The sequence below is a fragment of the Arthrobacter sp. 10N44_2 genome, from assembly GCF_056394385.1.
In genome coordinates, this window is record NZ_JBFTHT010000002.1 from 94,931 (window position 1) to 121,218 (window position 26,288).

At 67.4% G+C, this 26,288-nt stretch carries 18 protein-coding genes; 4 read left to right on the top strand and 14 right to left on the bottom strand.

Translation table 11 applies throughout. From position 1 onward, the window contains the following. Positions 1-89 precede the first annotated feature (89 nt). Both AC1DBX_RS03415 and AC1DBX_RS03420 read left to right on the top strand, forming a co-directional pair. Positions 90-341 (top strand): FmdB family zinc ribbon protein, encoded by a 252-nt coding sequence (locus tag AC1DBX_RS03415; RefSeq protein WP_476931075.1) that lies wholly within the window; start codon positions 90-92, stop codon positions 339-341. A 377-nt stretch (positions 342-718) separates the two neighbouring features. Further along, on the top strand, positions 719-1,402 hold the full coding sequence (locus AC1DBX_RS03420; RefSeq protein WP_476887736.1) for an RcpC/CpaB family pilus assembly protein: 684 nt from the start codon (positions 719-721) through the stop codon (positions 1,400-1,402). Between the two features lie 116 nt (positions 1,403-1,518). Here the strand turns inward: AC1DBX_RS03420 and AC1DBX_RS03425 are convergent, their stop codons facing one another. The 7 genes from AC1DBX_RS03425 to AC1DBX_RS03455 form a co-directional block, all read right to left on the bottom strand. After that, the gene (locus tag AC1DBX_RS03425) at positions 1,519-5,811 is read right to left on the bottom strand and encodes an AAA family ATPase (protein WP_476931076.1); all 4,293 of its coding nucleotides are present in this window, start codon (positions 5,809-5,811) and stop codon (positions 1,519-1,521) included. 308 nt (positions 5,812-6,119) lie between these two features. Next, complete coding sequence (gene guaA, locus AC1DBX_RS03430) at positions 6,120-7,709, bottom strand: glutamine-hydrolyzing GMP synthase (protein ID WP_079550220.1); 1,590 nt, start codon at positions 7,707-7,709, stop codon at positions 6,120-6,122. Between the two features lie 174 nt (positions 7,710-7,883). Next, positions 7,884-8,393, bottom strand: coding sequence for a DUF3817 domain-containing protein (locus AC1DBX_RS03435; protein WP_476931077.1), 510 nt, complete (start codon positions 8,391-8,393; stop codon positions 7,884-7,886). Continuing rightward, complete coding sequence (locus tag AC1DBX_RS03440; protein WP_476931078.1) at positions 8,390-9,307, bottom strand: SURF1 family protein; 918 nt, start codon at positions 9,305-9,307, stop codon at positions 8,390-8,392. The genes AC1DBX_RS03435 and AC1DBX_RS03440 overlap by 4 nt, the downstream gene beginning before the upstream one ends. A 287-nt stretch (positions 9,308-9,594) precedes the next feature. Further along, the gene (locus AC1DBX_RS03445) at positions 9,595-10,083 is read right to left on the bottom strand and encodes a PTS sugar transporter subunit IIA (RefSeq protein WP_028275739.1); all 489 of its coding nucleotides are present in this window, start codon (positions 10,081-10,083) and stop codon (positions 9,595-9,597) included. A gap of 89 nt (positions 10,084-10,172) precedes the next feature. Further along, the gene (locus tag AC1DBX_RS03450; protein WP_028275740.1) at positions 10,173-11,924 is read right to left on the bottom strand and encodes a glycerol-3-phosphate dehydrogenase/oxidase; all 1,752 of its coding nucleotides are present in this window, start codon (positions 11,922-11,924) and stop codon (positions 10,173-10,175) included. Positions 11,925-12,016: 92 nt separating this feature from the next. After that, positions 12,017-13,153 carry a GuaB3 family IMP dehydrogenase-related protein gene (locus AC1DBX_RS03455; RefSeq protein ID WP_230007196.1) on the bottom strand — a complete coding sequence of 379 codons (1,137 nt, stop codon included), beginning with the start codon at positions 13,151-13,153 and terminating at the stop codon, positions 12,017-12,019. A gap of 54 nt (positions 13,154-13,207) precedes the next feature. Here AC1DBX_RS03455 and AC1DBX_RS03460 point away from each other — a divergent pair, with 54 nt between their 5' ends. Next, the gene (locus AC1DBX_RS03460; protein ID WP_230007195.1) at positions 13,208-13,840 is read left to right on the top strand and encodes a hypothetical protein; all 633 of its coding nucleotides are present in this window, start codon (positions 13,208-13,210) and stop codon (positions 13,838-13,840) included. Here AC1DBX_RS03460 and AC1DBX_RS03465 read toward each other — a convergent pair. The 3 genes from AC1DBX_RS03465 to AC1DBX_RS03475 all read right to left on the bottom strand — a co-directional run bounded on the left by AC1DBX_RS03465 (position 13,827) and on the right by AC1DBX_RS03475 (position 19,717). Next, a complete protein-coding gene (locus tag AC1DBX_RS03465) occupies positions 13,827-15,677 on the bottom strand; it encodes an ABC transporter ATP-binding protein (protein WP_476873028.1) in 1,851 nt (616 codons plus the stop codon). The two genes, AC1DBX_RS03460 and AC1DBX_RS03465, sit on opposite strands and share 14 nt — an antisense overlap. A gap of 135 nt (positions 15,678-15,812) precedes the next feature. Then, a complete protein-coding gene (gene guaB / locus AC1DBX_RS03470; protein ID WP_018773740.1) occupies positions 15,813-17,324 on the bottom strand; it encodes an IMP dehydrogenase in 1,512 nt (503 codons plus the stop codon). Between the two features lie 308 nt (positions 17,325-17,632). Next, positions 17,633-19,717: an acyltransferase family protein gene (locus AC1DBX_RS03475; protein ID WP_476931079.1), complete on the bottom strand. Its 2,085-nt coding sequence runs from the start codon at positions 19,715-19,717 to the stop codon at positions 17,633-17,635. Between the two features lie 180 nt (positions 19,718-19,897). Between AC1DBX_RS03475 and AC1DBX_RS03480 the strand changes: the two genes are divergently transcribed. Then, positions 19,898-20,866: a DUF389 domain-containing protein gene (locus tag AC1DBX_RS03480; RefSeq protein WP_476931080.1), complete on the top strand. Its 969-nt coding sequence runs from the start codon at positions 19,898-19,900 to the stop codon at positions 20,864-20,866. Positions 20,867-20,942: 76 nt separating this feature from the next. Here AC1DBX_RS03480 and AC1DBX_RS03485 read toward each other — a convergent pair whose 3' ends face one another. The 4 genes from AC1DBX_RS03485 to AC1DBX_RS03500 all read right to left on the bottom strand — a co-directional run bounded on the left by AC1DBX_RS03485 (position 20,943) and on the right by AC1DBX_RS03500 (position 26,254). Next, on the bottom strand, positions 20,943-23,024 hold the full coding sequence (locus AC1DBX_RS03485) for an acyltransferase family protein (protein ID WP_476931081.1): 2,082 nt from the start codon (positions 23,022-23,024) through the stop codon (positions 20,943-20,945). A gap of 269 nt (positions 23,025-23,293) precedes the next feature. Beyond that, the gene (gene groL, locus AC1DBX_RS03490) at positions 23,294-24,904 is read right to left on the bottom strand and encodes a chaperonin GroEL (RefSeq protein ID WP_476931082.1); all 1,611 of its coding nucleotides are present in this window, start codon (positions 24,902-24,904) and stop codon (positions 23,294-23,296) included. An 81-nt stretch (positions 24,905-24,985) separates the two neighbouring features. Further along, positions 24,986-25,282, bottom strand: a complete 297-nt coding sequence (gene groES / locus AC1DBX_RS03495; protein WP_028275747.1) for a co-chaperone GroES — start codon at positions 25,280-25,282, stop codon at positions 24,986-24,988. A gap of 537 nt (positions 25,283-25,819) precedes the next feature. Then, positions 25,820-26,254, bottom strand: a complete 435-nt coding sequence (locus tag AC1DBX_RS03500) for a hypothetical protein (protein WP_476931083.1) — start codon at positions 26,252-26,254, stop codon at positions 25,820-25,822. Between the last annotated feature and the right edge of the window lie 34 nt (positions 26,255-26,288).

Sequence of the window (26,288 nt, forward strand, 5' to 3'; positions counted from 1 at the left end):
TAAGGACGGAACAGGTCGATAGACATATCGGCGGTGATCCGGACTCCGCAGTACGGGACCTGCTCGTTTGCCCCTGAGGAGGATTTCCAGTGCCCACGTATGCATACGCCTGCAAGGACTGCAGCCACGCCTTCGAGATCGTGCAGTCGTTCAGCGACAACTCCTTGACGTCCTGCCCCGAGTGCCAGGGCACGCTGCGCAAGAAGTTCAACAGCGTCGGCGTAGTGTTCAAGGGCTCCGGCTTCTACCGGACCGATTCGCGCGACGCCAAGGGCAGCACGGTTTCCCCGGCTCCTGCAACTCCCGCGGCCACCCCCGCGCCCGCCGCAGCGGCCAGCTAAGGCATCTGCCGGGTTGGCACCGGCCGCCGGCTGGGCTACGGCCGGCTGATTCTCGGCACTGCCTGAATCCCTGTCCGCTGTTGCCGTTGCCGCTGTTGCCGTTGTCCACATAGGACGTTCCGCAGCTGCCGCCGCTCTGCGCAGATCCGTAGCGTGGCGGCATGGAACTTTTCCTCACCGCGGTTTCCCCGCCTTCGTTCAAGACGGCTGCCCCGGCGGCGCCTGTGCCGTCTTCCACGCCTTTGTTCAGGCCTTTCCGCGCCGCAATGCCGGAAGCTGGCCCCGGCCGCTGGTCCCGTACCGGTATCCGTCCAACGAGCCTTCCTGCCGCCACGTTTTCCGCCGCAGGCCTTCCGTTCCGGAGCCGGATCGGTCCCGTGAAACCCCGCCGCCGTCCGCCCCGCGGCCGTCCGTCGTGGCGCCGCCTGCGCGGCTGGCTGAACCGGAACCGGCGGCTTATCGCGGCCCTCCTGTTCTGCATCCCCGCCGGACTGACAGTTCAGCAACTGGCTCCAGCGCCCACTGACACTGTCGCAGCCTTCGCCGCCGCGGCCGATCTGCCCGCTGGAAAGTCCCTGGAACCCGGCGATCTCAGTAGGATCAGCGTGCCACCCGGCCTTATTCCTGCGGGCAGCCCCGGCAGCGAGACCGCGTTCGAGGGAAAACAGCTGGCCGCACCGTTGCGCCAGGGCCAGCTCCTCACCGACGCCCAGATCCTGGGACCGGGCCTGCTCGCCGGAAGCCCGCGAGGCTCTGCGGCCGTGCCGCTGAGGATGGCAGATCCGGCCTCCATCCAGCTGGTCTCCCCCGGGCAGCTCGTCAACGTGGTGCTCACTGCCGGCAACGGCATGGAACAACCCGGCGAAAGCCAAATCCTGGCCGAAGCCGTACCAGTGCTCTGGACGTCGACGCAGGGCGGCAAGGCCGGCTCCTGGCCCGCCACTGCGGAGACTGACGGGCTGGTGGTGGTGGCAGCGACGGCCGACCAGGCCCGCAGGCTGGCGGGCGCGTCTACCCAGGGCAAATTGTTTTTCGTGCTTGTGGCGTCACCACCGGGCTAGCCGTCCAGCCAGCAGGGCGTTTCCGCCGGGCCAGTGGCCCGGGCCGTAGGCTCCGACGCGGGCCGTAGGCTCCGACGCGGGCCGCGCCCGCAGGCTCTGGGCTGCGGGCCGCCACGTCAGCCCCAGTGCGGCGGCTTCTGTTCCTGGAGCCAGGCGTCGTGATCGTAATTATCAGGCTGGTCACCCCAGCGCCGGGGGTCGTCTTCCGCCGCCTTATTCGGCAGCACACCCTCCGGAACGGTGGCCTGTGCCTCCGAACGGCGGGATGTCTCCTTCGCGGCCTCCTGGTCCGGCCCGTCGCCGGTCGATTCCCCGGTCGATTCGCCGGCCGTCGACTCACCGGTCTTCGGCCCCGCGGTGTCGGCCGCGGCGCCCGCCGCGCCGGCTTCGCGGGCGCCGGTGGCGCCGGCGTCGTTCGTGTTGCCGGTGTCGTTCGTGTTGCCGGCGTCGCCGGTCTTGCCGGTGTTGCTAGTGATGCCGTCCGCACTCATTCCGCCGGCCTCCTTACTGCCTGTATTGCCTGTCATTGCTGATGCTGGTGCCTGCCGGCGGAATTCTTGGCCGGCAGTTTCGTGGCCGCGGAACACCTGTCCCGCGGGTTCGGCCGCCACGTGGTACTCGGCGGCCCGCGCCTCGTCGATCGCCAGGTGTTCGATGCCGTCGTCGAAGAAACCGTGCGATGTCCGCAGCCGGCTGGACACGGCGGGCTTCTCCAACCCGAGGTAGCCGCCTATCCGGTCGGCGCAGGCCGAGGGGTCGGTGAAGACCTCTATGGTCCACAGGGGCATGTACCGCCAGCCAAGCCGCTCCAGGAGCTGCGGCCGGAGCCTGCTCCGTTCGCGGACGCTCATCCGCCGGTAGTGGCTGGTGCCATCCGACTCGATCGCCACCGGACGGGGAATCTCCGCATCGTCCTGGCCGATCGTGGTCATCGGATCGGCGGCCGCCACCATGTTCAGGACGCCGTCGTACTGGTGCCACACCCGTGCCCCGCGGGCCCGGAGCCGGTCACCCAGGTCGGCCACGAGCGGATCGGCGCCGAGCGCCTGCTCGCTGGCCGCAGCACGGGAGGCGGGGCTGCCAAGATCCGTGTTGCCCGCGATCTCACGGTCCAGGAGCTCGTAGAAGTCCACGGCGCCGTGGCTGAGGCGGCTGACATCAAGGTCTTCGGGCCGGAAGCAGCTGAGCACGTGCAGGGACCGGCGGGCACGCGTCATCGCCAGGGCGAATTTTGCTCGGCCACCTTCGGCGGAAAGCGGCCCGAGGCTGTGGAGGGTGCGCCCATGCGGGGTGCGGCCATAGCCCGGGGAAAAAATGACGTGGTCGCGGACAAGGCCCTGGGCCCGTTCCAGATCCACTACGCGGAAGGACTCATCCCCCGCAGTGAAGAAGCTGCCCAGCATGGGGTAGTTGGGCAGTTGCGCCCTGATGGCCTCACCGATCCGGGCGGCATGGCGAAGGCTGCCGGTCACCACGGCCAGCGACGTCCGGGGGCGGAGCCGGGCGTGCTCGAAGACCAGCTCCACCGCGCGGTTGACCTCGGCAACAACCGATTCGACGCCGTCGTGGTCAGCGCTGGGCAGCCCCGTGCCGTCGGGGAGGTACTCCACGCTGAGGGTACGGTCCAGCCCTGTGGCAGATTGGCCCTCCGGGAGGCGGGTGAGTTCCCCGCCGTAAAAACCCTTGCTGAGCTGGCGCACCAGGTCTTCATCGACCGCACGGTACACGGTCCTCAGGTTCCAGACCGGAAGCACGGCAGAGAGTGCCCGGTACGAGCTCTCAACGCTTTGGTAGGAGCTCTCCCCCGCGGCGAGCCGTTCGACGCCCACGGTAAAGGTCCGGGGGCTGGCGATCTGTTCGTCGCCGAAGGCGATGACCTGCCGGGACCGGGCGATCGCCGGGAGGACGGCCTGCAACGAGGTCGTCTCGGCGTCGAGGATCACGACGGCATCGAAGGTCTGGTCGATCGGCAGCAGACCCGTCATGAGGTAGGGGCTGACGGACCACACCGGTACCAGGGTGGGCAGCAGCTCCTGCGCCTGGCCGCTCAGGGCTGCCAGGGTCACCCGGCCGTCCTTCAGCAGGCTGCGCAACAGCTCGGCCTGGCGGGGGTACGCCGCGATGGCAGCGCGCCAGCGCTCGGACAGGTTCCAGCGCAGCCGGGCAGCGCCGCTGGCGATATGGGCGTTGTCCGCGAGACGGTACTCCGCCTCAAGCTGGCGCAGGGCGTCGCCGTCGGACATGGCGAGGTAGTCATCGCCGCTGATCATGGCCTCCAGGGCCGACTGCCACCAGGCCAGCTCGAGTTCGGCGGTCACCGAACCCTCCGGGACCTCGCGCTCGGCAAGGTCGGCGAGAAGCTCGCCCAGGCCATGCTCTCGCATGCTTTCGACGAGCAGCGTGCGCTCCGGAAGGGTTTCAAGGGTCGCGGTGTCGGCGACGAGCCGCCGCACCCGGGGCAGGAGCTCGTCGTAGGGTGCGCGGTCCAAGTCGCCGCCGGCAGCGGTGTGCTTGACAGCCAGGCCCAGTTCAGCCAGTTCCGCTGCGAGCTCCCGGTAAAGGCCGCTGATTTCAGCCAGCCCGGACGGCACGGCCGGGTGCCGCTGCGTGGTCGCGTAGCCGGACCAGGCTGCACGCTGTTCCTGCACGAGGACCAGTGAGCTGTGCAGGTCCGCGATGTGCACGCCGGGCCGGACGTACTCCTTGGCCACCCTGCGCAGGCGTGAGCGCTGCATGGACGGCATTTCGATCCCGCGTTCCCTGCGCCAGGCGGAGGACGCGGTGGCCGAGATCAGGTCGTGGACGGGCCGGTCAAAGATGTCGGGAGTGAACTTGTCCAGACTTTCGCGGACGGCCACGAGAAGTTCGATCTGCTCGCCCCATTCGGCGAAGGTCCGGCCGAGCCGGATCTCTGCGTGTTCCGCCACGGCATCCATGCGCCCGCGCAGCAACGGCAGTTTTTCCGCAACGGACTGGGCAACGCCCTGCGCTTCCTGCGTCTCCTTGCGGGTCAGCAGGCGCGCGCCGTGCCAGGGGCTGGTGGTCGACGCCCGGCTGAAGCTGCCGAGCTCGGCGGCGCGGCGGAGCCGGCCTGCGAGCTCCTCGCGGTCCCGGATATTGTCCAGCACGCTGCGCTTGAGCCGGACGGTCGTCGCCGGTGCCGGCTGGATGGAGGTCAGCTCTGCAAGGGACTGCATGGCCTCATACGGCGAGCAACCCCAGCGCGCCCGGACGTTGTGCAGGGAGGCTACGTGGTCCATGAGGGCGTGGCGGTGCCCGGTCAGTGTGGCGTGAAGGTTGCTCAGTTGCGGCTGCAGCGACTTCTCGTTGCGGACGATCGCCCGGACCAGCTGGCCCTTCAGCTGCAGCGGGCTGGCGCTGCCCGTCAGCTGCAAGAGGACCGAATCCAGGCCGAGGCCATCCAGCTGCCCGGAGATCTCGGCGAGGCTGGCCCGCCTGTCGCCAACCACCAGGACGGACTTGCCCTCGTCCACCAGGGCGCCGATGGTGTTGATGACTGTCTGGGTCTGGCCCGTGCCCGGCGGGCTGCTGACCACCAGCGAGTCGCCCGCCCGGACGGCGTCGACCACATACTGCTGGTCCGTGTCGGCGTCGAGCAGCAGAAGCTCGTCGGCGGGGTCACGGTCGTCCGTGCTGGGGAAGCGGCCGGGTTCCAGAGCAGGCACGTCGACCAGTTCGCCGGAACCGGACCGGGCCAGCGTGGTGACCAGGGGGTTGTTCTGGTTGATCCACGGATCATCGAGGTTGCCGGAGAGGTCGGCGAAGGTGGAGACGAGCAGGTTGTGTTCGACCTCCGCGCCGTGAATCGGCTGGACCAGGGTGCCCAGGCGGTCCAGAACGGGCTGCGGGTCGTAACGGGCCGTGCTGTACGCCATCCGCGTCACCGCGTTGACGTCGAAAACGATCCCGTGGACGGTCTTGAGGTGCCGGACCAGCGCCGGGTTGATCTGCGCCTGTTCGGTGAGCTGCAACTCATAGTCGTCCTCGCCGGGGCGCACCGTGAGGGATATGGCGGTGAGCATGACCGGGGCCGAGATCCGTTGCGGCTTACCGCCGACGGCGGACGTCCAGACGACCGTGCCGGCGGAGAAATACCCCGCGTCGATGCCGCGGTCATTGGCGAGTTCGAAAATCTTGGAGCGCAGGTTTCGTGATGCCCTGGCCGCGACAACGAATTGCTGGCGGTCGCGGATCAGGGTCGAGAGCCGGGTACGCCGCCCTGCCATCAGCTGGGCGAGCCCCGAGGGATGGGCATGAGTCAGGTCAATTGAGCCTTCGGGCGTCTTGGTGAAGCGCAGCATGGTATCTGCACCGGTGACTGGCTTGAGCCCCGACAGCCATTTCCTGAACTCCTCGGAGCCCTCGGGGTGGCCTTGACCAACTGACACTGCTGCCTTCTTTTCTGTGCTCGACTTCTCTGTGCCGGACCGCGGCGGGCTCGACTCTGGCGGGTTCGTCGTATCAACGCTCGTCTGTGTTGCGTCCGCGCTTTCCCTGGCCGCATCTTGTGTGCTCGCGGTTGCCAGGCTCGCGCGGGACGCCTTGGACCATACCGGCATGCTTTCGAGGGTAGCCCGAATCCCCCGCAGGTGCGGGGCCGCAACACTGGGCGGTGCGAAATTCAGCCCGAATTGTCAGAAACATTGTCAGGAACAAAATGAAATGGCCGGCCTCGAAAGGCCGGCCACTCAGATTGCTATTCCCACTCGATGGTTCCCGGCGGCTTGCTGGTCACATCCAGCACCACGCGGTTGACGCCTTCCACCTCGTTGGTGATCCGGTTGGAAATCCGGGCCAGGAGATCGTAGGGCAGCCGCGACCAGTCGGCGGTCATGGCGTCCTCGGAGGACACGGGGCGCAGGACAATCGGGTGTCCGTAAGTGCGGCCGTCGCCCTGGACGCCCACGCTGCGGACGTCCGCCAGCAGCACCACGGGCATCTGCCACACTTCGTCATCCAGTCCGGCCGCGGTCAGCTCGGCGCGGGCGATCGCGTCGGCCTTGCGGAGCAGGTCCAGGCGTTCTTTGGTGACATCGCCAACAATCCGGATGCCGAGGCCCGGGCCGGGGAAGGGCTGGCGGCCGACGATTTCCTGCGGCAGGCCGAGCTGGGCACCGACCGCGCGGACCTCGTCCTTGAACAGGGCGCGCAGCGGTTCAACCAGTTCAAACTGCAGGTCCTCGGGGAGCCCGCCCACGTTGTGGTGGCTCTTGATGTTGGCCGCACCCTCGCCGCCGCCGGATTCGACGACGTCGGGGTACAGGGTGCCTTGGACGAGGAACTTGATCTTTTCCCCGTGCGCCGCTGCCTCGGCAATGATCGCCAGTTCGGCTTCCTCGAAGGCGCGGATGAATTCGCGGCCGATGATCTTGCGTTTGGTCTCGGGATCGCTGACGCCGGCAAGGGCGCTCAGGAAGCGCTCCTGCTCGTTGGCGACGTAGAGCTTGACGCCGGTGGCGGCCACGAAGTCGCGTTCGACCTGTTCGGCTTCGCCCTCGCGCAACAGCCCGTGGTCCACGAAGACGCAGGTCAGCTGGTCGCCGACGGCGCGCTGTACCAGGGCGGCGGCCACAGCCGAGTCGACACCGCCGGAGAGGCCGCAGATGACCCTGGCGTCGCCGATCTGGTCACGGATCCGCTGGACCTGCTCTTCCAGAATGTTGCCGGTGGTCCAGTTCGGTTCCAGCCCGGCGCCCTTGAAGAGGAAGTTTTCCAGGACCTGCTGGCCGTAGGCCGAGTGCTTGACTTCGGGGTGCCACTGGACGCCGTAGAGGCGCTTGTCCTCATTGGCGAAGGCCGCGACGTCGGCGCCCGCCGTCGTCGCCAGGACCTCAAAGCCCTCGGGGGCTTCGTGGACGGAGTCGCCGTGGCTCATCCAGGTGCTCTGGTGCTGGGGCATGCCGGCCAGGATGGAACGGCCCTCGCCGAGGGTGGTGGTCTCGGTGGCGCCGTATTCGCGCAGGCCCGTCTGGGCCACCTTGCCGCCGAGGGCGTTGGCCATGGCCTGGAAGCCGTAGCAGATGCCGAAGACCGGGACGCCGGCCTCGAAGAGGTCGGCACCGACGCTGGGGGCGCCGTCGGCGTAGACGCTCGAGGGCCCGCCCGAGAGGATGATCGCGGCGGGGTTCTTGGCCAGCAGCTGCTCGGTGCTGTACGTATGCGGAACCACTTCCGAATACACATTCGCTTCCCGGACGCGGCGGGCAATCAGCTGCGCGTACTGGGCACCGTAGTCAACAACCAGAACCGGCCTGTGGGACGTCTGGGATGCAGTGGGAGTAGTCACCCCACTAGCCTACTTTGCGCCGCTGCCCGCCCGCACATTGAGAAGCCGGTGCGGGCCCGAATCGCGGGCCGAGGTAAGCGAACTCACATGCCCGACGGCGGCCGCCGGCGTCGTGTCACTGTTCCGGGAGGACTGATCGGGACGGATCAGGAAGGGCGCCGGGTCAGGAGGGGTTCAGTACCGCTGGGGCGCCTGCGGGTTTGCTGCGAGTTCGGCCTCGACCTCGGCGTGGAACTTCTTCTCGACGAAGAAGGACAGGAACGGCACGACGCCACCCAGGGCCATAACCACCAGCTTGGTGAACGGCCAGCGCATGAGCGACCACAGCCGGAAGTTGGAAATCAGGTACACGACGTACATCCAGCCGTGCACGATCAGGACCGTGATGGAGAGGTTGACGCCCCCGATCACCCCCGGCGGCTCGGCGTCGGCGAATCCGAGGCCGAACGGCTGGCCGGTGACGGCGTTGATGCCGCCGGCGAAGAGGTACTGACCGAAGCCGTACCGGGCGATCAGTTCGGCGCAGAGCAGCAGCAGCATCGTGCCCGTCAGGTAGGCGAGCACCTTGTAGAACTTCAGGGCGGACCGGATTTGGGCCTCGGTGCCGCCGAAGCGGCGCTTCTTCCCGGCTTTCCCCGTGCCGTTGGTGGACTGCGGCTGGATGGCGGGCTGGGGCTCGATCATGATTGCACTCTCGGGTCTGTGGGTTGGGGGGCTGTGGGATGGGAGTCGGTGGGCGCTTGTGCCGCCTGGTGGTGGGCCGCGTTGTGGTGGGCCGCGTGGCGGTCGGTTGGGGGCTCTTCGCCGGCCGTTTCCTCGTCGAGCGCGTCTTCGAGGTCGCGGCGGTAGTCGTCCTTGACGAGCCGCCACCAGATGAACAACGCGAAACCGGCGAAGACCACCCATTCCACGGAATAAAAGAGGTTGAGCCAGTTGACCTGCTGCGCGGGCGGCTGCGGGCCGATCCGGAGGGGTTTGACGTCGCCGCCTGCGGCCGCGGCCCCGACGTCGGTGCCGCCGGCCAGTTCGGTCGTCGCTGCGACAAAGCCCGGGTAGCTGCTGACGTTCCAGTCGTTGATGAGTTCGGCAACCGAGACGGCGCTGGCGCGGCCGGGTCCGGGATCCGTCCGCGGCAGCGGGGACTCGGACGGCAACAGCCGCCCGGTCAGTTCGATGGTGCCCGACGGCGGCGCCACGGCATCCGCGGGATCCGCCACCCATCCGCGTGCGACCGGAATCCAGGTCTGCGGTGTGGCCCCGCCGCCTTTCAGGGCCGGGGCATCCTTGACGGCGAAGGCCGACACGATCCAGTAGCCCTTCGCACCGTCATTGAGCCGGCCGGGGACGAGGACCTGCTTCTGGAGGTCGTAGCTGCCGGTGGCGGAGACCATCTGGTCAGCCACGGATCCGGGGAAGAACCCACCCGGCTGCAGGACCGAGGTCAGCTGCCGCGTTTGCTCCGTTGTGGTGGAGACCGGGGCTTCGGCCTGCGTTGAACGGCCGAATTGCCACTGGCTGAGCAGCACAAAGACCCCGGAAATGGCGATCGCGAACACGAGTCCTGCGATCCAGCGGGGTTTGAGGGCAGTTTTCAGCACCCCTTAAAGGTACTTCGTCCCTGTGTAGAACCGCGAAACGGGCCATCGAGAGTGGGGCAGCCGGGTCCCTGCGTGGCGACGGAGTCGACACGAAAGGGCCTGCCCCTAGAGTGGGGCAGCCGGGTCCCTGCGTGGCGACGGAGTCGACACGAAAGGGCCTGCCCCGAGAGTGGGGCCGCCGGGTCCCTGCGTGGCGACGGAGTCGACACGAAAGGGCCTGCCCCGAGAGTGGGGCCGCCGGGTCCCTGCGTGGCGACGGAGTCGACACGATAGGGCCTGCCCCAATCTCAGTGGTCGAAGAACACCAGGCTGGAATTGATCAGTTCGGCGATCACTTCGGCGTCGTAGGCGCGGCGGAGCGATTCGCGGAAGGACTCTTTCGACAGTGAGCGTGCCAGCGTCGCGAGCACTTCGAGGTGATCGGAAAAGGAGCTCGCCGGGGTGGCGATGAGCAGAATCACTGTGGCCGGGCCGTCGGCCGCGCCGAAGTCCAGCGCCCTGCCGTACTTCGTGATGCCGACCGCGATGGATGTCTGTGACACGAGCTCGCTGCGGGCGTGCGGCAGGCCGACACCGCCGGGCAGGCCGGTGGCGAGCTGGTGCTCCCGGGCATTGACCTGCTTGAGGAAGCCCTCGAGATCGGAGATACGTCCGGCAGCATGCATGCGTTCAGCGAGCTGGGCAGTGGCGTCGAGCTTGTCCGTGGCATCCATTTCGAGGATCACCATCTCGGGTGTGGTGAGCTCGGCGTCGTACCGGTCCAGTGGTTCCGCCAAGAGATGTCCCTTCGAAGTGGCGTCAGTGACGCCGGCCGGCAGTCCAATGACTAGCGTTGTAATCCTGCACTGCCGGCCGGCGCTGAGTCTTAGCGCAGGGGCACGATGTCCTCCACGCCCAGCCGTGCGGCGTCGGCGGATTCGTCGTCCGGCTGCTGTTGGCTCAGGCGCTCGGCATCAACCCGGGCCAGATAGTGCTTGATTTCGCCCTCGCGCTGCGCATCACTCCAGCCGAGAACGTCTCCCATTAGTTTAGCGACTACCGGAGCGGCGGACACACCGCGGTCCCACGCTTCAATCGAAATCCGGGTGCGGCGGGTCAGGACGTCCTGGACGTGCCGGGCGCCCTCGTGCGTGGCCGCATAGACGGCTTCGGCAGCCAAGTAGTCGTCAGCGCCCGGCAACGGTTCGGCCAGTTCCGGGCTGTCGGCGATGAGCGCCAGGACCTCCGGCGTCATGGCACCGTAGCGGTTGAGAAGGTGTTCGATCCGGGCAACGTGGACGCCGGTCTCCTCCGCCATCCGGTTCCGCTGGTTCCACGCGGCCTTGAAACCGCTCGCCCCCAGCAACGGGACGGATTCCGTGCAGCTGGCCGGGACACGCTCGTCCATGCTGCGCGTCGCCTCGTCGACGGCGTCCTTGGCCATGACCCGGTAGGTGGTCCATTTACCGCCCGCCACCACCACGAGACCCGGCACGGGGTGGGCCACCACGTGTTCGCGGGAGAGCTTCGCGGTGGAATCGCTTTCGCCGGCCAGCAGCGGCCGCAGCCCCGCGTAGACGCCCTCGACGTCCTCGCGGGTCAGCGGGCGCTTGAGGACCTTGTTGACGTGCTCGAGCAGGTAGTCGATGTCCTTGCTGGAGGCCGCGGGGTGGGCCTTGTCGAGGTGCCAGTCGGTGTCAGTGGTCCCGATGATCCAGTGCCTGCCCCAGGGGATCACGAAGAGCACGGATTTCTCGGTCCGCAGGATCAGCCCCACCGTGGACTGGATCCGGTCGCGGGGCACCACGAGGTGGATGCCCTTGGACGCCCGCACCTTGAGCTGCCCGCGGTCTGTCACCATGGCCTGGGTCTCGTCCGTCCAGACCCCGGTGGCGTTGATGACCTGCTTGGCGCGGATTTTGAAGCTGGAGCCGTCCTCGTGATTGACCACCTTGGCGCCGACCACGCGCTCGCCCTCGCGCACGAAGTCCACAACCGACATCTGGTTGACCGCGTGGGCGCCGTAGTGCGCCGCGGTCCGCACGAGGTTGGCGACGTACTTGGCGTCGTCGACCTGGCCGTCGTAGTAGCGGATGGATCCGACGAAGGCGTCGTCCTTGAGGCTGGGGGCGGCGCGCAGGGTCCCTCGCCGGGACAGGTGCTTGTGGAAGGGGACGCCGCGGCTGTGCCCGCCGGTGATGGACATCGCGTCGTACAGGGCGATTCCGGCGCCGACATAGGGCCGCTCCAGGAATGGTTTGTGGAGCGGGTACAGGAACGGGACCGGCCGGGCCAGGTGCGGCGCCAGGACGGAGAGAATGAGGCCGCGCTCATGCAGTGCCTCTTTGACCAGGCCGAAGTCGAGCATTTCGAGGTACCGGAGGCCACCGTGGATGAGCTTCGAGGACCGCGACGACGTCCCCGCAGCCCAGTCGTTCGCCTCGACGATGCCCACACTGAGCCCGCGGGTCACGGCGTCGAGGGCGGCGCCGGCACCCACGATGCCTCCGCCCACGATCAGGATGTCGAGCTCTTTGCCGGGGGCGGTGCTGCCCCTGAGCACAGTGATTGAAGCCTCGCGAGCCGCTGGCCCGAGGGCACCTCCGGCCTCGGCAGAACCGCCGGGAAAACTGTTCATGTCACGCCTCCATCCGGATCAAACCTCGTAGGGCACCAGACTACGTCCAAGTTTCCCGGATGGGCAGGGCCCTCAACGGCCCGCGCGCGGTTTCAGTTGCCGGCGTACGGCGAGACGACGACGTCGACGCGCTGGAATTCCTTCAGGTCCGAGTAGCCGGTGGTCGCCATTGAACGGCGCAGCGCGCCGACGAGGTTGGAGGTGCCGTTGGTGTGGTGGCCGGGCCCGAACAGAACCTCTTCGAGCGGCCCGACCGTTCCCACGTTGACCCTGTCGCCGCGGGGCAGTTCGAGGTGGTGGGCTTCCTGGCCCCAGTGCCAGCCCTTGCCGGGGGCTTCGTCGGCGCGGGCCAGGGCGCTGCCCAGCATCACGGCGTCGGCGCCCATGGCGATGGCTTTGACGATGTCGCCGGAGGAGCCCATGCCGCCGTCGGCGATCACATGGACGTAGCGTCCACCGGACTCGTCCATGTAGTCCCGGCGGGCCGCCGCGACGTCGGAGATCGCGGAGGCCATGGGCGAGTGGATGCCCAGGGCGCGCCGGGTGGTGGTGGTGGCTCCGCCGCCGAAGCCGACCAGCACGCCGGCGGCGCCGGTGCGCATCAGGTGCAGGGCCGGGGTGTAGCCGGCCGCCCCGCCGACGATCACGGGGACGTCGAGTTCGTAGATGAACTGCTTGAGGTTTAGCGGCTCGTGGTCCTTGGAGACGTGCTCGGCCGAGACAGTGGTCCCGCGGATGACGAAGATGTCGACGCCGGCGGCCACCACGGTCTTGTAGTGTTCCTGCGTACGCTGCGGGGTCAGGGAGCCGGCCACCGTGACGCCGGCGGCGCGGATCTCGGCGAGGCGGGAGGTGATCAGCTCAGGCTGGATCGGCGCCTGGTAGAGCTCCTGCATGCGCCGGGTGACGGCCGGGCTGTTGGTCTCGTCAGCGAGGCCCGCGATTTCGTCCAGTACGGACTGCGGGTTCTCGTACCGGGTCCACAGGCCCTCGAGGTCGAGCACACCGAGTCCGCCGAGGCGGCCCAGGGCGATGACTGTCTCCGGCGACATGGCCGAATCCATCGGCGCCGCGATGACCGGCATGTCGAATTTGTAGGCATCGATCTGCCAGGAGACGGAGACGTCCTTGGGGTCACGGGTGCGCCGGTTGGGGACGATCGCAATGTCATCCAGGGAGTAGGCACGACGCCCACGCTTGCCACGGCCAATCTCAATCTCGTAAGTCACTGCTCTAGGTTATCCCAGCGGACGCGGGGCGCCGCTTCGGCGTACTGTGGCGTCATGCTTTGGCGTAACGGACAGCGGTGGATCTTCGACGGACACATTGCCGGACTCGGCACGGGATCGGGCCTGCGCGCGGTGGTGGGCCTATGGACGCAGTCCCCGTTCGGGTCCTTCACCGACGCGATGGTCCAGCTGCCCTCCGGCCACCGGATCCTGCTGGCACCGAGCGTCGAGGCCGCCGGCTTCATCAGCGCGGTCTATAACTTCGACGAGACCTGCATCGTGCCCCTGGCATCAGAGCATGGGGCGGGGCAGCTCGCCGTCGACGCCGGGCCGCTGCGGATCCGCGCCCGGCTCGGGTCCCGCACCCGGCTGGGCGCCGTGGCGCGGCTGGTCCCCCGGGCTCTGGCGGTGCATCCGCGCTGGCTGCGTGCGGTCAACCCCATTGCGGGCAGAATCATCCCCGGCGTGCGCACTGCGGGCACGGCCAAGGGCGGCCGGCGGGAATACTACGGGGTCACCGATCTGCACCGCATCGACTCCGCGACCGTCAGCTGGGACGGCGCCGACGCCGGCCCGCTCACCGCCATCCGCCCCGCCGTCAGCTTCGGTTTCAGCAGCGTCCCGCCCGAACCCAGCCTGGCCCGGGTGCGGACGACCATCGAGGGCGCTCCGCTTACTCGCCGCTGACGTTCTCGGTGTCCGGGACGGTGAGCTGGGACTCGAACATCCGGAAGTACCGGCCGCGGCGCGCCACAAGTTCCCTGTGGGTGCCTTGTTCCACGATGCGGCCTTCCTCGAGCATGTAGACCACATCGGCCTTCTCGATCGTGGCCAGGCGGTGGCTGATGGCGATGATGGTGCTGCTGCGGTCAGCGAAGAGCCGCGTGAAGATCCGGTGTTCCGCCAGCGCGTCGATGGCCGACGTCGGCTCGTCCATCACCATGAACGATGCGCCGCGGTAGAAGTTCCGGGCCATCGCCAGCCGCTGCCACTGCCCGCCGGACAGGCCGGAGCCCTTCCGCCCGCGCGGGTCCTCCATCCAGTTGCTGACGTGGTTGTCCAGGCCGTTGGGCAGTTTGTTGATGAATTCGAGGGCCTCGGCATCCGCGGCGGAGCGCCGGACCCGTCCGTCGTCGCGGGGCGAATCGACGTCGCCAAAGAAGATGTTTTCCGCCGCGGTGGCGAATTCATACTTCAGGAACTCCTGGCTGAGCACCGCCAGGTGCCGGTGCCAGGAGGTGACGTCGACGGCGGCGAGGTCCACGCCGTCGAGCAGCACCTGCCCGGAGTCGGGACGGTACAGCCCGGCCAGGATACGGATCAGGGTGGACTTGCCGGCGCCGTTCTCCCCCACGATCGCGATGTGCTGGCCCTGCCTGATGGTCATCGAAATGCCGCGGATCACCTCCAGTTCGCTGCCGGTGTACGTGAAGCGGATGTCCCGCAGTTCCACCGTCTTCGGCGCCTGCAGCAGCGGCGGGGCGTGGCCGGACGGCACGGGCAGGGCCATGAAGAGCTCGTAGTCCGTGAGGTTCGCCAGGTCCTCATCGATTGAGCTCAGTGAGGAGACGAGGCTGTTGGCGGTCGAAAGGGCGCGGCTGACAATCTGCTGGACATAGAGGAACTGCCCCACCGGCTGGGCCCGGGCGATGATCTGGCCCACCACCCAGATCAGCGAGACCACCTCGGCACCGTACTGCAGGGCATCGGCCGCGAGCTGTTTGGGGATGTAGCGCTTCTGGAAGTCCAGCCGGCGCTTTTCATCGGCGTCCCGCAGGCGGGAGCGCAGGCCCATCAGGTAGCCGACAATCCCGTAAAGCCGCATCTCGGCGATGTGCTGCGGCCGCAGGAGGTTGGTTTCGATCATCCTGCGCTGCCGGCGCGAATCGACCTGGGTGTTCCAGTGCGCGATCTGTTCGCGGGAGAGCTTGAACTGCAGGTAGACGCTGGGGACGATCGCAACCAGGACGATCACGGCGATCCACCAGCTGACCAGCAGCAGCGCGCCGATCGCCAGCAGCACGGAGACGAGCTGGGTGAAAATCGCGGCGATCCGGTCCAGGACGCGGGCGTAGGAGTCGGAGAAACGCTTCGCCCGGTCGTACAGGTCCACGGTCTCTTTGTCGTCGTAGCGCCAGAAGTCCAGGGTCAGGAAGCGCTCGTACATCAGGTCACCGACGATCGCGCCGACCCGGAAACTCATGAGCTGCTGGATGTAGCGGTCCACGCTGCTGAACGATCCCCAGAAGAGCCCGAGTGCCGCAGTGATGATGACGTACACGACGGCCTGCGCGCCGGCGTCGGCGTCGCCCGCGTAGGCGGCGGCCAGCGCCGTGGTGGTCAGGGCGGCGAAGTACGTCGTGACCAGCGGCAGCAGTGCCGAGATCAGCGAGCCCAGGACCTTCATGACGACGGCGGCTGGCGAGGCCCGGAAGCTCACCCGCAGCACTTGTGCCACGGCGCGGGCGTAGGGCTTGAGCGCGAGCTTGCGTTTGGGCGCGCGTGCCGGCAGGAGTTCGGACATGCCTCCAGCCTAGTTCCGGGACCCGGAGCCTGGGCGTGAGCGGCACCGCCGCCGGGATTCGGGGCGCCCTTAACCCGGGTGAGCCCGCCGAAACCATGGTTTCGGCGGGCTCACCCGGGTTAAGGGCAGCGGGTCTTAGCGCGACCCGTAGTTCGGGGCTTCGACCGTCATCTGGATGTCGTGCGGGTGCGACTCCTTGAGCCCGGCCGCGGTGATGCGGACGAACTTGCCGCGCGCCTTCAGCTCCGCCACGGTCGGTGCGCCGGTGTAGAACATGGTCTGGCGGAGCCCGCCGACCAGCTGGTACGCCACCGACGACAGCGGACCGCGGTACGCGACCCGGCCCTCGATGCCTTCCGGGATGAGCTTGTCATCGCCGGAGACGTCGGCCTGGAAGTAGCGGTCCTTGGAGTACGAGGTGTTCTTGCCGCGGGTCTGCATGGCGCCGAGGGAGCCCATGCCGCGGTAGCTCTTGAACTGCTTGCCGTTGACGAAAATCAGGTCGCCCGGGGATTCGTCGCAACCGGCCAGGAGGGAACCGAGCATCACGGTGTCGGCGCCGGCGACGAGCGCCTTGCCGATGTCACCGGAGTACTGCAGGCCGCCGTCGGCGATCAGCGGCACGCCGGCCGGGATGGCGGCCTTCGCCGACTCGTAAATGGCCGTGATCTGCGGGACGCCGACGCCGGCCACCACACGGGTGGTGCAGATGGACCCGGGACCGACGCCGACCTTGATGCCGTCGGCACCGGCGTCGATCAGGGCCTGGGCGCCTTCGCGGGTGGCGGCCTGGCCGCCGATGATGTCCACGTGCGCGGCAACGGGATCGGACTTGAGCCGGCGGATCATTTCCAGCACACCCTGGGAGTGGCCGTTCGCGGTGTCCACGAAGAGGGCATCCACACCGGCGTCGATCAGCGCCATGGCGCGTTCCCAGCCGTCGCCGAAAAAGCCGATCGCCGCGCCGACGCGCAGGCGGCCTTCGTCGTCCTTGGTGGCCAGCGGGTACTGCTCGGCCTTGGTGAAGTCCTTCGTGGTGATCAGGCCCTTGAGCCGGCCCTGCTCGTCAACGAGCGGGAGCTTCTCGATCTTGTTCGTGGCCAGCTTGTGCGAGGCTTCCTCGCGGCTGATGCCGACGTGTCCGGTCACGAGCGGCATCTTGGTCATGACATCGCTGACCAGCCGCAGCGGGAAATCGGATTCGGGCACGAAGCGGGTGTCGCGGTTCGTGACGATGCCCAGCAGCCTGTTGCCCTCGTCCACGACCGGCAGGCCGGAGACGCGGTAGCGTGCGCAGATTTCGTCCAGCTCGGCCAGCGTGGCCTCGGGGCCGATGGTCAGGGGGTTGGTGATCATGCCGGATTCGCTGCGCTTGACCCGGTCCACCTGGTCGGCCTGGTCGGCGATGGAAAGGTTGCGGTGCACGACGCCGAGACCGCCCTGGCGGGCCATGGCGATGGCCATCCGGGACTCCGTGACGGTGTCCATCGCGGCGGAGAGCAGCGGGGTCTGGACCGTGATGCGCTTGGAGATCCGGGACGACGTGTCCGCTTCCGAGGGGATCACGTCGGTGTGGCCGGGCAGGAGCAGGACGTCGTCGTACGTCAGGCCGATGAAGCCGAAGGGATCGTGTTCGGGCTGGGTCATGAGTGCGCCTCTTACCTTGGGTTACGGGTTCACGGGTAGGGGTTGCAACAGATGACCAGCCCGTCATTACGGGTCTGGCCTGTGCAGAAGGTCATGCAGAAGGTTCGTGCAGATGATTCGTGCAGAAGTCCTCAATAAATAGTAGAACCTTGGCGGCGATAGCCATATTCCGGGCGGTAATGTCCGGTTTCAATGTGAGCCGCCCCATGCCGGACGGCTCCCCCGGCTCCCCCGGCTCCCCCGTCCGGCCGGTGCTGCTCCCCGGCCGGTCGGCGTCGGACTACTTCCAGCCGGTCGCGGCGAGCAGCCTACTTCCAGCCGGTGGCGGCGAGCAGCCGCCGTTCGAACATGGGGATCATGGTCTGGACGTACGTCTTGGTCAGGTGGTTGTCGTCCTTGTAGACGTACACGTTGCCGACCACCGCGGGGCATGTTCCGTTGGCGCAGATGAAATCGCTCATGTCCATGAGGTGCAGCCTGGGCACCTGGCCGCGGTACGCGTCCAGCGGTGAGGACCCCGCGAGCGATTCCTGCTCCGGCACGTTGCACTCCGAGGCATCCGGGCCGTTCTTCTGGACGCACTCGGGCATATTGATGGTGAAGCGGGGGTTGTCGCGGATGCCCACCACGTCCATGCCGGCGTCGGTGAAGGGCTTGATGCCCGCCAGGTACTCAGGCACTTCGGTCTCGAACGGCGCTTCCTTGTGGGTCAGGGACGCAACCGTAAAAACGGCGTCGGGGCGGTGGTCCAGGACGTACTGCGCGCTGGCCCGGTTGAAGGCGTTGCAGTCCGCGTCCCGCTCCGGGGACTCCCCGCCGAAGCGGCAGTTGCCCTTCAGCAGCGTGACAACTTCCCAGCCGTGGCTTTTCGCGATGGGGCCCAGCGCCGCCATGTACTGCTGGGCATGGGAGTCACCGAGCACCACGATCCGTTTGGTGACCTTGTCCGGCTTGTTGTTCTGCAGGCACCCCTGAAGCAGGGGGTCGCTGGGGACGTTGGCGTCCGTGCACAGCCCGTCGATGTCCGCCCACTCGTTCTTCATCGCCGCCGGCGCGGGGATGATCTTGGCTTCCGGCGTGGGCTTGCCGGCGTTTTCCGGTGCCAGGGCGGCCGCGCCGGGAGTCAGTTCCTTGGGCTGGGACGCCGCCTCGGCTTCGTCGGCCAGGAGCTGGCTCTGCCACACGGCGACGGGACCCGCCAGCAGGGCACCACAGGCGGCAATCACGACGGCGGTGCGCCAGGCGCGGCGCTTGGGCCAGTGCCATTCGCGCAGCGGCTTCTCGACGAAACGGGTGGTGAGCACGGCCAGGACGAGGGACGCGGCAACGATGCACAGCCCCTGGAACAGGTTGGGCGCCGTGATGCCCGCCCCGGCGAGGGCCAGGACCAGCAGCGGCCAGTGCCAGAGATAGAGCGCATAGGAGATATCCCCCAGCGCCACCAGGGGTTTCCAGGTCAGGAAGCGGTCAACCCCGAAGCGGCTGCCGCTTTGACCGGCGGTGATGATCGCCGCGGCGGCCAGCGTGGGCCACAGCGCGATGAATCCGGGGAACGAACGGTCCACGGTCAGCAGGAGCCCGCAGGAGAGCATGGCCACGAGGCCGCCCCAGCCGAGCACGACGCGCAGGACCCTGCCCGGTTTCAGGTACGGCAGGGCGAGGGCCAGGAGCGAGCCGAGTGCGAACTCCCAGAGCCGGGCTCCGGTGTCGAAGTAGGCGTGGGCCTGGTTCGTTGCGGTCTGCTGGATCGAGTAGGCCAGGGACACCGCGAAGATGGCGCCGAAGGCCGCGGCCAGCAGGGAGCGGTAACGCAGCAGGACGTGGTCCTGGCGGGTCCGGCGGCGGAGCAGGCGGGAAAGAAGTGCGGTGCCGGCAAAGACGAGCGGCCAGAGCACGAACACCTGGCCCTGGATCGAGAGTGACCAGAAGTGCTGGAGCGGGCTCGCACCCGAATGGTCCTGGGCGTAGTAGTCCACGGCGCTGTCCGCCAGGAGCCAGTTCTGCCGGTACAGCAGGGAGGCCCAGGCCTGTTCAAGGACGTCGGGCCAGCGGCTTTGCGGCAGGATGGCCCAGGTGCCGGCGAGGACGCCGAGAACCACCACGACGACGGCGGGCAGGAGGCGCTTGAGCAGATGCAGCCAGTGGCTGAGCAGCCGCAGCGGCGCGCCGCTTTCGACTTTCCGCGTGAAGCTGAGTGTCATCAGGAAGGCTGAAATGAGGAGGAAGATGTCCACGCCGCCGGAGACCCGGCCCAGCCACACGTGGTACGTGACCACCATGAGGACCGCGAGGGCGCGAAGGCCCTGGACTTCGGGGCGGTAGCTTGTTTTTCGGGTCGCCGGAGAACCTGCATCCGCCCGTGGCGGGGTGACGGTGGTTCGCTCGTTCGACACAAAGATCCCTTCAGGCCGGTTTCCAAAACATCAATGTTACCGAAACGTAATTTTCTTTGCCAATCACACGGGCCCGGCGGTGTCCTTCACACGCCTGGCCGGCGGCGCACCCAGGGGGGCGGCGGCGCCGTCGGCCGCGGGGCGGAAGCTAGGCTGGTAGGAGTCTGAGGAGGCCGCCACGTGATCGTGCAGGTGCGCATTTGTGTTCCGGGTGAATTGTCCGGAGTTGTTCTCGAAAGTTGTACAAACCACGTCGGCGTCTCGGAAGTGGCGCTCGCGAAGGCCTCTTCCGTCACGCCGCCCGGGGACGTCATCGAGGTTCTGCTGGCCCGGGAATCCGTGGAGGGGCTCGTGGAGAAGCTGCACGCCCTCGACGTCCAGCAACGGGGATCGATTACGGTCATCGCACCGGACCTTGTGCTCTCGGACCGCGCCGACAGGGCGGAGGCGGAGGCTCCAGGTGAGGGCGCGGACGCCGTGATCTGGGACGAGGTGTCGCGGCAGACCGGCGAGGATTCGCGCCTGACGTGGAGTTTCCTGGCGTTCCTGGTCCTGGCGACCCAGCTGGCGGCCATCGGCATCGTGACGGACTCCACCATTGCGATCGTCGGCGCCATGGCCGTGGGCCCGGAGTTCGGCCCGCTGGCTGCCCTGGCCGTAGCCCTGGTCCGGCGCCAGCGGCGGCTCGGACGTGACGCGGCGCTGGCCCTCGGCGTCGGTTTTCCCGTCGCGATGCTGGCCGCCGCGCTGACCGCGTGGCTCTCCGTGCCACTCGGGCTGTTCCCCGCGGACGCGCTGGACCACGGTTCAGCAGTCGAATTCATCTACCACCCCGGCCCTTATTCCCTGATCGTCGCCGTCCTCGCCGGGACAGCCGGGATGCTGTCGGTCATCAGCCGGCGCTCGGCGGCGCTGATCGGGGTGTTCATCTCCGTCACGACGGTGCCGGCAGCCGGGTTCGTGGCCGTGGCACTGGTCCTGGGCGAGTACCAGAAGGCAGCCGGCTCCGCCCTGCAGCTGTTCCTGAACCTGCTCGGAATCGTGGTGGCCGCCGTCGGCGTCCTGCTGTTCTACCGGCTGGTGACCAGGCGGCTGGCACCGGACACTGCCCGCCAGCTGCGGCGCAGGGCGGACCGCTCCCAGCACTGACGCACGGGCGCCGCAGGTGCCCGCAACGGCCGGCAGTCCTGGGGACTACGGCCGGCAGGCCCGGGGACCGTGGAGCTTAGGGGCCCCATCCGGTCGCGGCGAGGAGCCTTTGGCTGAACATGGGGGCCATGCTGGCCGCATAGCTCCGGCTGAGGTGGTTGTCGTCCAGGTAGACGTAGGTGTTGCCGACCGCGCCCGGGCATTCCGTGCCATTGCAGATCAGGTCAGTCATGTCAACGAACGCGACGCCCGGCACCTTGCCATCCAGCGCGGCCAAGGGATTCGTTGCCGCAAGCATGCCCTGCTCGCGCGGCCTGCAGTCCGGCGCGTCGGCACCCTTGGTCGCTACGCACTCCGCCATGTTGAAGGTAAAACGCGGATTGTCCCGGAGGGCCACGACCTTGATGCCCTCGTCCGTCCAAGCCTTCGCGGTGGCTTCGAAGCCCGGGATCACGGTCTCCTGTGGCGACGACGGCGCCGCCTCAGTGCCCACGATGATGATGGCGTCCGGCGGGTTGTTCTTCACTTCGGATGCGACGGCCGCATTGAAATTGTCGCAATCCGCCGAGACGTGCTGCGGCGCGATGTTGGGCTTGCAGGCACCCTTGAGCATGGCGTAGAGCCGCCAGCCCTTCTCATCGCTGAGGGGAGCAATCGAGCCCAGCCATTGCTGTGCGTGTGAATCCCCGATCACGAGGACCTTTTTCGCTCCGGTGTCGGATTGATTGTTCTGGAAACAGTCCTTCTGAAGGACCGGGTCCTGCGGCTGCAGGTCACCGGAGCACGAGTTAGGGAGGCTGGCCCAGTCCTGCGGCAGCGTCTGCGGGGTGGGGAGCAGGACGGCGTTGGCGTCGGCCTGGTCCACAAAGCCCGGCGTCAGCGCCAGGGCGCCCGGGTTGTTCTTCGGGGCTTGGGCCAGGACTGCTTCGCTTTCGAGGTGCTGCTGGATCTGAATCCCCGCCAGCGGCACGGCGGCGGTGACCACGGCCACGGCGATGGCAACGAGGGCGCGGCGCCGCCGCACCTCCGGCCACTGCCACTCACGCCAGGGCTTCTCAATGAAGCGGGTGGTGAGGTAGGCGAGCACCAGGGAAACAGTGACGATGACGGCGCCTGTGATCAGACCCGCTTTTTCCCTGTGCATCACGGCAAGGGAGATGACCAGAACCGGCCAGTGCCACAGGTACAGGGCATACGAAATGTCGCCCAGCCGGACCAAGGGGTTCGAACTCAGGATCCGGTCGACGCCCAGCTTGCTGCCCGACTGCCCGGCTGCGATGACACAGGCGGCCGCCAGGGTGGGCCAGAGCGCCACAAACCCGGGAAAGGAAGCCTGGACGTTGAGCAGGAGGCCGCAGCTGAGCATGGCCACAATGCCCAGCCAGCCAAGCCCGATCCGCCAGCCCCGCGGAAGCCGCAGGGCAGGAAGGGCCAAAGCCACGAGCGTGCCCAGGGCAAACTCCCACAGCCGGGCCCAGGTGTCGAAGTACGCCTCCGTTTGGCTCGCCTGGGTGAAGACGATCGAGTAGAGCAGCGAAACAACGAAGATCACGGCGAAGACGTAGGACAGCAGCACACGGTAGCGGAGCCTGAAGCGCTTGGCGACGAACGCGGCCCCCACAAAAATGAGCGGCCACAGGATAAAGACCTGGCCCTGGATCGAAAGGGACCAGAAATGCTGGAAGGGACTGGCCTGGCTGTGATCCGCGGCGTAGTAGTTTGTCGCCTGGGTCTGCAGGAGCCAGTTCTCGGCATAGCCCAGGGAGGCCCAGCCCTGGTTGATGATTTCCATCCACCGGGTCCGGGGCAGGAAGAGGACAGTTGCGGCAAGGATGGCCACCAGGACGGTGACGGCGGCAGGGACGAGGCGCCGGAAAAGGTGCAGCCAGTGTTTGATGAGGGCCATGGACCGGCCCTGCTCGTACCGGCCCACGAACTGCAGCGTCATAAGGAAGGCCGAGATCAGCAGGAAGACGTCCACGCCGCCGGAAACCCGGCCCAGCCAGATGTGATAGGTCATGACCATCAGCACAGCGAGGGACCGGAGTCCCTGGATTTCGGGCCTGAAGGTGGATTTTCGGCCAGACTTGGCTGCGGGATCGTGCCCCGTCGCGGCAATGTGCCGGGCAGGCCGGGGCAAGGTTCCTTGCTGTGTCATAGAACTACCCCTCAACCAGATAACCAAAGCCTCCATGTTACCAAACCGTAATTTTGATGGCCAATCGTCACGGCGGCCACTGAACCCCATTGAGGCATGCCAACGTGGGAGTTTCCAGTGAACCCGGGACGCTGGAGCGGCACCTGACGGGTTAACTCTGCCAGAATCACGGCAACTTGCGGCCACGAACACGGCAGGACGGCAGCAGAGACTCGACAGAAAAAGGGACGGCCCGGCAGATGCCGGACCGTCCCCCCTGCGGGCAGAGCCTAGTGCTTGTGCCCTGCGTGCTCGTCTTCGTCAGCCGGCTTCTCCACCACGAGGGTTTCCGTGGTGAGGACCAGTGCCGCGATGGAGGCCGCGTTGCGCAGAGCCGCACGCGTCACCTTCACGGGGTCGATCACGCCAGCGGCGATCAGGTCTTCGTATTCGCCGGACTTGGCGTTGAAGCCCTGGTTCACGGCGGATTCGGCGACCTTGGCAGCCACGACATAGCCGTCGAAGCCGGCGTTCTGGGCGATCCAGCGCAGCGGCTGGACCAGGGCGCGGCGGACGATGCCGATGGCCGCAGCCGCGTCACCTTCGAGGGCCTGGACGGCCGCGTCCTCGTCGAGCGCCTTCAGCGCGTGGATGAGGGCGGAGCCGCCGCCGGCCACGATGCCTTCTTCGAGGGCAGCGCGGGTGGAGGACACGGCGTCCTCGATGCGGTGCTTCTTTTCCTTCAGCTCAACCTCGGTGGCGGCGCCGACCTTGATCACGCCGATGCCGCCGGCCAGCTTGGCCAGGCGTTCCTGCAGCTTTTCCTTGTCCCAGTCCGAATCGGTGCGGGTCAGCTCGGCGCGCAGCTGGGCAACACGGGCGGCGACGTCCTCGGCCGAACCGGCGCCGTCGACGATCGTGGTGTTGTCCTTGGTGATCGTGATGCGGCGTGCGGTGCCGAGCACCTCGAGGCCAACGGTGTCCAGGCTCAGGCCCAGCTCCGCGGAGACAACCTGCGCACCGGTGAGGGTCGCGATGTCCTGCAGCATGGCCTTGCGGCGGTCACCGAAGCCCGGCGCCTTGACGGCGACGACGTTCAGCGTGCCGCGGATGCGGTTGACGATCAGCGTGGACAGGGCCTCGCCCTCGACGTCTTCGGCGATGATGAAGAGCGGCTTGGAGCTCTGCAGCGCCTTTTCCAGCAGCGGCAGGAAATCCTGCACTGAGGAGATCTTGCCCTGGTTGATCAGGATCAGGGCGTCCTCGAGGACGGCCTCCTGGCGTTCCGCGTCGGTGACGAAGTACGGGGACAGGTAGCCCTTGTCGAACTGCATGCCCTCGGTCAGTACCAGCTCGGTCTGCGTGGTGGAGGACTCCTCGATGGTGATCACACCATCCTTGCCGACCTTGCCGAACGCCTCGGCCAGCAGCTCGCCGACCTCGTCGCTCTGGGCGGAGATTGCGGCAACGTTGGCAACCTGCGTGCCTTCAACCGGGCGGGCGTTCTCCAGCAGACGGGCGGCGACGGCCTCGACCGAAACCTCGATGCCGCGCTTGATTTCGCCAGGCGCGGCGCCTGCCGCTACGTTGCGCAGGCCTTCCTTGACCAGGGCCTGGGCCAGGACGGTGGCGGTGGTGGTGCCGTCGCCGGCAACATCGTTGGTCTTGGTGGCGACCTCCTTGGCAAGCTGCGCGCCAAGGTTCTCGTAGGGGTCATCCAGCTCGATTTCACGGGCGATGGTCACACCATCGTTGGTGATCGTGGGGGCGCCCCACTTCTTGTCCAGTACGACGTTGCGGCCGCGCGGACCCAGCGTGACCTTGACGGTGTTGGCGAGCTTATCGATGCCGGCTTCAAGCGACCGGCGGGCAGCGTCGTTAAACGCAAGCTGCTTTGCCATGGTTTTGTCCTTTCAAGACAGAACCCCGCGCAACTGATCCATTCAATGCGAAAGGATCGGCTGCGCGGGGGTCCAAGAGAGTTACTTTACGACGATCGCCAGAACGTCGCGGGCGGAGAGCACGAGGTACTCGGTGCCGCCGGTCTTGACTTCGGTTCCACCGTACTTGGAGTAGATGACGACGTCGCCAACGGCAACGTCAACGGGAACGCGGTTGCCGTTGTCATCGAAGCGGCCGGGGCCTACTGCAACAACTTCGCCTTCCTGCGGCTTCTCCTGCGCGGAGTCCGGGATAACCAGGCCGGAAGCCGTGGTCTGCTCGGCTTCGAGCGGGCGGACAACAATACGATCCTCAAGAGGCTTAATAGAGACCGACACTCGGACCTCTCCTTTTCGTCAGCAAATTCGTGGACTATGAAGCGGTGATGCCAAGGCGCACAGACCGTCGTCGCGGTGCCGGCAGCGTGCCTGGCGGAACGCGCTTCATGTGTTAGCACCCTCCTAGGGAGAGTGCTAATGACGACTCTATGTAAATGGTTAGCACTCGGTCAAGGCGAGTGCCAGAAATTCGTTCCGGGTGAACATTTCCCCCTAGGGGACATGCCCATTTTTCGCTGCGGCCGGAGGACACTTGGGCGTCATGCTCTGTACCCGTGCTGAGCGATGGACATACCCAACGGGTGCGGGCTGCCCGGGAGGACATGCCCATTCTTCGTTGCGGCCAGAGGACACTTGGGCGTCATGCTCTGTGCCCGCGCTGAGCGATGGACATACCCAACGGGTGCGGGCTGCCGGGGAGGACATGTCCATCCGTGGCGCAGGAGGCTGGGCATGTCCCCTGGCCCGTGGCCGTTGGCCGTTTGGCGGTGCGGTGCGCCCCCACCAGCGGCGTCTATTCGCGCGCCTACTCGCTGGCTACTGGTCTGCGAGGTCGTCGAAGTCCACGTCCTCGCCGTCGTCTTCGTCCGTGTTCTGGCCTTCGTCATTCCGGTGCCGGAACGACAGCACGGCGCCGGCGGCGGCCAGCAGAATGCCGGCGATGAGGAAGATGATGCCGCCGAGCCGGGCCGCGGCATAGGTCTCGCGGATGGCCCGGGCCTCGTCCGTGGCGTCCTGGACGTTCTTGCCGCCGACGGAATACACGGTGGCGTTGAAGGAATCGAGGAAGAAGATGATCACCAAAAGTGCGACGGACACGACGGCGATCACCGCGCCGGCGATCAGCGCCGGTTTTGCGTAGCGGGCCAGTCCCTGCGGCCACCGGCGCTCCTGCCTGGCGTCGTCGTCGCCGGCCGTGTCCTGCCCGGCCGTGTCCGCTGAGATGCTGTCGCCTGTGCCGCTGTCTTCCATGCCATCAAGCCTAGCCCCCGCCGTCCGGTCACAG